The organism is Celeribacter marinus, from assembly GCF_965656515.1.
GTDB classification, from domain to species: Bacteria; Pseudomonadota; Alphaproteobacteria; order Rhodobacterales; family Rhodobacteraceae; genus Celeribacter; species Celeribacter marinus_D.
Window position 1 is genome coordinate 1 of record NZ_CBFHKW010000088.1, and the last position, 6,246, is coordinate 6,246.

Annotated in this window: 8 protein-coding genes and 1 other RNA gene; 3 read left to right on the forward strand and 6 right to left on the reverse strand. The window is 57.6% G+C overall.

The genetic code is table 11. The features are described from left to right. A partial coding sequence (locus tag ACTG34_RS13120) for an alpha-isopropylmalate synthase regulatory domain-containing protein (RefSeq protein WP_439105338.1) occupies positions 1-508 on the forward strand: 508 nt, incomplete at its 5' end. Then, on the forward strand, positions 505-1,284 hold the full coding sequence (locus ACTG34_RS13125) for a squalene/phytoene synthase family protein (protein ID WP_439105339.1): 780 nt from the start codon (positions 505-507) through the stop codon (positions 1,282-1,284). The genes ACTG34_RS13120 and ACTG34_RS13125, both read left to right, overlap by 4 nt. On the opposite strand, the gene ACTG34_RS13130 is transcribed toward ACTG34_RS13125, so the two are convergent. The 5 genes from ACTG34_RS13130 to ssrA form a co-directional block, all read right to left on the reverse strand. Further along, entirely contained in the window at positions 1,257-1,490 is a 234-nt protein-coding gene (locus tag ACTG34_RS13130) for a ribbon-helix-helix domain-containing protein (protein WP_342842481.1), read from the reverse strand. The two genes, ACTG34_RS13125 and ACTG34_RS13130, sit on opposite strands and share 28 nt — an antisense overlap. Further along, positions 1,487-1,675: a DUF4169 family protein gene (locus ACTG34_RS13135; RefSeq protein WP_439105340.1), complete on the reverse strand. Its 189-nt coding sequence runs from the start codon at positions 1,673-1,675 to the stop codon at positions 1,487-1,489. Before ACTG34_RS13135 ends, ACTG34_RS13130 begins: the two co-directional genes overlap by 4 nt. A 118-nt stretch (positions 1,676-1,793) precedes the next feature. Next, a complete protein-coding gene (fumC, locus tag ACTG34_RS13140) occupies positions 1,794-3,188 on the reverse strand; it encodes a class II fumarate hydratase (protein WP_439105341.1) in 1,395 nt (464 codons plus the stop codon). Positions 3,189-3,370: 182 nt separating this feature from the next. Next, complete coding sequence (locus ACTG34_RS13145) at positions 3,371-3,886, reverse strand: SspB family protein (protein ID WP_439105342.1); 516 nt, start codon at positions 3,884-3,886, stop codon at positions 3,371-3,373. A gap of 121 nt (positions 3,887-4,007) precedes the next feature. After that, positions 4,008-4,382, reverse strand: a transfer-messenger RNA (tmRNA) gene (gene ssrA, locus ACTG34_RS13150). A gap of 96 nt (positions 4,383-4,478) precedes the next feature. On the opposite strand from ssrA, the gene ACTG34_RS13155 reads away from it, so the two are divergent. Continuing rightward, positions 4,479-5,468, forward strand: a complete 990-nt coding sequence (locus tag ACTG34_RS13155) for an MDR family oxidoreductase (protein ID WP_439105343.1) — start codon at positions 4,479-4,481, stop codon at positions 5,466-5,468. 19 nt (positions 5,469-5,487) lie between these two features. Here the strand turns inward: ACTG34_RS13155 and ACTG34_RS13160 are convergent. Further along, positions 5,488-6,246: MFS transporter (locus ACTG34_RS13160; RefSeq protein ID WP_439105344.1), on the reverse strand; the 759-nt coding region annotated here is incomplete at its 5' end.

Genomic DNA, 6,246 nt, shown 5'->3' on the forward strand with positions numbered 1-6,246 from the left:
GGGCTACGCCTATGATAGTGCACAGGCCTCGTTCGAGTTGGAAGCACGCCGCGAGTTGGGTCTGTTGCCGTCCTTTTTCGAGATAAAGCGCTACCGCGTCACCGTGGAGCGGCGCAAGAACAAGCGCAACAAAATGGTGTCCTTGTCCGAGGCCGTTGTGGTGACCAAAATAGGTGATGAGAAGATGCTCGCGGTCTCCGATAGCCTTGATGCGCAGGGCAAGGACGCGGGACCCGTGAACGCATTGGCCCGCGCCCTGATGAAAGATCTCGGTCCCTATCAGGCCCTGATCGATGATATTGATTTGGTGGATTACAAGGTGCGCATCACCCAAGGTGGCACGGCCGCGAAAACGCGTGTGATCATCGACCATGAAGACGGACAGGGGCGGCGTTGGTCGACCGTAGGCGTGTCGTCGAACATTATTGATGCCTCTTTTGAGGCGCTGCTTGATGCGATTATCTGGAAGCTGGTGCGCGATGGTGCCGCGCCCTTGGTGTCACAATGAGCGTAAATGCATGCGCACAATTGGTCGAGGCGGCGGACATCATGCGGTTTCGCACCACGATGGCCGCACCTGTCGCGGCCCGTGCGGTGTTATTTCCGATCCATGCCTTTTGTCTCGAAGTGGCCAAAGCGCCATGGGTGACCAAAGAGAGCATGATTGCAGAAATGCGGCTTCAGTTCTGGCGCGATGTTCTGAGTGAAATCCAAGAGAACAAAGCGCCGCGTGCCCATGAGGTCGCGGCCCCCTTGGCCGGTGTGTTGGATCACGCGGCGGCACTGGCGCTTGACGCATCCGTCACGGCGCGTCAGTGGGATATCTATAGCGATCCGCACGAGGATGAGGCGGCGTTACATCGCTATTTGCACGCCACATATGTGATCCCGATGCATGTGGCCGCCCGCCTACTTGGGGCTAAAGAAACACATGGCAAGGCATTGAATAGATTGGGTTTTGCGGGGGCACTGGGGCGGTATTTCGCCGCAATTCCTGCGTTGCAGGAGCACGGGCGCACGCCGCTTTTGGATGGGCGCGCGGACGCCGTTGCGGCCTTGGCCGATGAGACGGTGCAAAAGGCACGGTGGGGCGCGCAAAACCTCAAAGGGGTGAGCAAATCGGCCCGCGCGCCGATGCTTGACGCGATGATGCACCTACCGCTCTTGCGTCAAGCGGCCAAAGATCCGATGTCGGTGATTGAGGGACGTTTGGGGCAGGGACCGCTTAAGGCCTCGTTGCGTCTTGCGGGGGTGTCTCAGCTCTCGAATTGGGCAGTTTTCTGATAATACTCAAGGACGTAGATACGGATGGCTGACGCAAGGCCCGCATCGACACCGCGTGTTTCGTCAATCTGTGCGGCCAAGACGTTGATAGGCTTGTCCTCACGCTGTGCAATATCTCGAAAGGCCCGCCAGAACGGATCTTCGAGCGAGACAGACGTGCGGTGGCCGCGCAAGGTGAGCGAGCGTTTAACAGGGCGCGCAGTCACTCGTCGTCCTGACGTTTCTTACCGTCTAGCGCGGCAGCGGCCCGCGCGGCATCAAGGTCTTCGATGCGTTTTTGCGCCTTCGTTCTGCCAAACTTTATAGCATTTTCATTCGCTTGCGCACGCTTCTTAAGGTGCGACTTTGACTTGCGCGCCTGATTGAGGTTTATGATATTGTCTGTGCTCATGGGGTAATTTGATACCACGCGTACCTTTGAGCCGTAAAGACTCAAAATCGATAAAGACGCGCGGCAAACGAAAAAGGGCGACCCAAAGGCCGCCCGTCTCTCATCCGTGCGCGCGAATTTAGTCTTTTGGACCAATCATCTGTTCAGGACGCACAACCGCGTCAAACGTGGCCTCATCGACAAAGCCAAGAGCGATCGCTTCTTGTTTCAGAGTGGTGCCGTTTTTATGCGCAGTTTTCGCGACTTTGGTCGCGTTGTCGTAGCCAATGGTGGGCGCAAGGGCTGTGACGAGCATCAAGGATTCATGCAACAATTTCTCGATACGTGCCTCGTTGGCCTCAATACCGACAACCATGTTATCCGTGAACGCCGAGGCGCTATCACCCAAAAGCTGCATAGATTGCAACACGTTATAAGACATCATCGGATTGTAGACGTTCAGCTCGAAATGTCCTTGGCTGCCTGCGATGCCAACGGCGGCGTTGTTGCCCATGACGTGGGCACACACCATGGTCAGCGCTTCGGCCTGTGTCGGGTTCACTTTGCCGGGCATGATCGACGAGCCCGGCTCGTTTTCCGGTAAGTTCAATTCGCCAAGGCCGCAACGCGGGCCGGAGCCAAGCAAACGGATGTCGTTGGCGATCTTGAACAAAGACGCCGCAACCGTGTTGAGCGCGCCCGAGAACATCACCATCGCGTCATGTGCGGCGAGGGCTTCGAACTTGTTCGGCGCGGTCACGAACGGCAGATCGGTGATTTCGGCCATATTGGCCGCAACCATTTCCGCCCAACCTTTTTGCGTGTTTAGCCCTGTGCCAACCGCGGTGCCGCCCTGCGCCAATTCGTAAATATCACCGAGACAGGCCTCAACACGGGCGATGCCCTTGCGCACTTGATGGGCATATCCGCCGAACTCTTGGCCAAGGGTCAAAGGTGTCGCGTCTTGTGTGTGGGTGCGGCCGATCTTGATGATATCTTTGAACTTTTCGGATTTCGCCTCCAACGCTTCGGCCAATTTTGTCAGACCGGGGATCAGCACATCGCGGGCTTGCATGCCGATACCCACGTGCATCGCGGTCGGGAAAGTGTCGTTGGACGACTGGCCCATGTTGCAATGATCGTTAGGGTGGACGGGCGATTTCGACGCCATTACACCGCCGAGCATTTCAATCGCGCGGTTTGAAATCACTTCGTTGGCGTTCATGTTCGACTGGGTGCCGGACCCTGTTTGCCAAACCACGAGCGGGAAGTTGTCGTCGAACTTGCCGTCGATCACTTCGCCAGCCGCCGCGATAATCGCATCGGCAATCTCTGGCTCCAGTGTTCCAAGGGTCTTGTTGGCCATTGCACAGGCTTTTTTGACCACACCAAGGGCGCGAATGATCGGCACGGGCTGCTTTTCCCACCCAATCGGGAAATTCAGGATCGAGCGCTGCGTCTGTGCGCCCCAATATTTGTCTGCGGGAACCTCAAGTGGGCCAAAACTGTCGGTTTCTGTGCGGGTGTTTGTCATCGGGGCTCTCTCCCTTGATGGTGCCAAATTCGTCGGAATTTCTATAGCCCGTCATCAGGATCAACGCAATGTATACGAGCGCATACACGCCGTGTGTTTGCGCTAAACTATCGCTTGTTTTGAGAATGGGACCGATTTGGGAGCGTGCGGCGCGTCATGGCGCGCCGCGATGCAACTCTTGCCTACTTGCGAAACTTGTCGAGGGACACAATTTCAGCCGCTTTAGATGGCTTGGTGCCTTTGTCGGCGGCCTCGGTGTTGGTGGGGTTTAGCGTCGAGACATCCGCATGTGGGGCAGTGGGGTGCAAGGCCTCGTCGTCCTCGTCCATTTCATCCGCGTCAACCTCTTGGGTCTCGAACCGCAGACCAAACTCGACGGACGGATCCACAAATGTGCGGATGGAATCGTACGGGATATAGAGTGGCTCGGGATTGTCGCCAAAATTGAGCGTGATGGAAAAGCCGTCATCGGTGACATCGAGGTTGTCGAACCAATGTTGAATCACAACGGTCATTTCCTCAGGATAGCGATCCGACAGCCAATCCGCCAATTCAACATCGGGGTGCATCGTGTCGAAGGTAATGAAAAAATGGTGATCGCCGGGCAATCCGTTGGCCTTGATCCCGTCAAGCACTTTGCGGATCAGCCCACGCATCGCGTCGTGCATCAGATTGCCGTAATCGATGCTTTTAGCCATATCTTGTCGCCCTTTTAAAACCTTAACACCTATACCATACGGGATTCGAAAGTGAAGGAAAGGGGATAGCCACCTGACACGCGTGTTCGCATGGATTGTGAGTCACACTGCAGGAGGGAAAAGTGCAGGTTTCTGTTGCCAGGTACCTGCGAACCCCGCCTTAAGTCGCTAAACCTAAGGACTTAGGTTTCAATGTTTCGCACAGCTTACGCTGCGAGAGCCATTGGAGCTTTGTTGTCATTTGCAACTAGCTTTAGTGTACCGATAACGGTGGTAACTCACCGAAACAAAGCAAACATCTTTAGACGTCCGTCGATCCTATTTCGTCCCCATGTGCCCCATATTCACCCCAAATGAGGGCCAATGCGGGAATGATTGGTGGAGACGCCGGGTACCGCCCCCGGGTCCGATCCGCTTATTACATGCGCGTTTATGTTCATAGTCGAGCAAGCCCGACATCCTTGATGTAGGCGTTTGTGCGGGCAGGTTCAAGGGGGCAGGCGGGGCGTTTGCGAATTACACAATTGCATGTTTACTTTTGCGCCGCCCGCCGTAACTCTCTGCCCGAATTGGCATCAAAGGGAGAGAGCACATGCGCGCATTGGTCATGGAACAAAACGACGAGGGGCTTGCGAGCGCCCAAATCAAGGACATTGACGCCGCGTTGATGCCTGAAGGGGATGTGACGGTGGCCGTGGCGTATTCGACGCTCAACTACAAAGACGGGTTGTGCCTGTCGCCCAAGGGCGGCGGTTTGGTACGCAACTATCCCCATGTTCCGGGCATTGATTTTGCGGGCACTGTCGAAACATCTGACGATCCACGGTTTGGGCCAGGCGATAAGGTCGTGTTGACCGGTTGGCGTGTCGGCGAAAACCGGTGGGGCGGCTATGCTGAGAAAGCCCGTGTGGAAGCCGATTGGCTTGTGCCGCTGCCCGAAGGGCTTAGCCCGCGTGATGCGATGGCCGTGGGCACGGCGGGCTTCACCGCGATGCTGGCCGTCATGGCGCTGGAGGATCACGGGCTGACCCCAGACAAGGGGCCGGTTCTGGTCACGGGCGCTGCGGGCGGGGTTGGTTCTGTCGCGACCGCAATCTTGGCCCATATGGGCTATGATGTGGCGGCTGTGACGGGACGTCCCGAGCAGGCGGACTATCTCAAATCGCTAGGGGCCAAAACAATCATTGCGCGCGACGAGATCAACGAGACGGTCAAACGTCCGCTTGAGACCGAGACATGGGCGGGCTGCATTGATGCCGTCGGCGGTGACATGTTGGCGCGCGTGCTGGGTCAGATGAAATACGGCGCCTCTGTTGCGGCGGTGGGTCTTGCCGGTGGGGCGCATTTGCCTGCATCCGTTGTGCCGTTTTTGTTGCGCGGTGTGAACTTGCTTGGCATTGATTCCGTGACGCAACCGACCGAGACGCGCAAACGGGCGTGGGCGCGGGTGGCCACGGATCTGCCATTGGCAAAGCTGCACGACATGGTGCACCCCGCCACGCTCACCGAGCTGCCCGACTTGGGTGCGGCGATCCTGAAGGGCGGCGTTAAAGGCCGTGTTGTGGTCGACGTCAACGCCTAACCACGGCTTTGCCTCGCGCCTAGCCCGCTGACATGATGCGGCGCGCGCGGGGCAAAATCGCCAAAAGCAGGCCAAGTGTGATGAGCGAACACACGGTCATCGCCCCGATCATCGGTGTGGGCGTGCCGTCGAAAAACGGGCCGGATGCGGCGACCATCACGCCGCCCGCGACCATTTGCAATGTCCCGCCAAGTGAGGACGCCAATCCCGCGATCTCGCCATGCGGATCAAGAGCGGCGACCATTGTGGTCGGGATCACCAACCCCATAAAGCCAAAGCCCGCGATCAATCCCGCAAGGATCACGAGGAAACTTGCCAGACCCATTAGTGCCAAGGCCATCAACACGCACATCGACGCGGCAAACCCGCCCACGCCGAGCAAGATGATCGTGAGCGCGCCATGTTTTTGCATCAACGGCGCTGCGGCTTGCGATGCGCCGATAAAGCCCATGGCATTGACCGTAAAGGCCAAGGAGAATTGCGTGGGCGTCAGGCCGAATGTCTCGACATAAACAAACGCAGCCGAGGCAATGAAGATAAAGAACGCCGCCATCCCGAAGCCACCCACAAACGTCAGTCCCATAAAGACAGGATCACGCATCAGCGTGCGGATTCCGCGCCCCATCGTTTTGAGGTGCACAGGAACGCGCTGTTCTTTGGGGAGGGTTTCGGCCTGCCACACGGCCGTGACAAGCATCGCCACCAAAGCGGCAACGGCCATTGCCGCGAAAATCCCGCGCCATCCCGTCACCGTGATCAGGGCCGCACCCGACAGTGG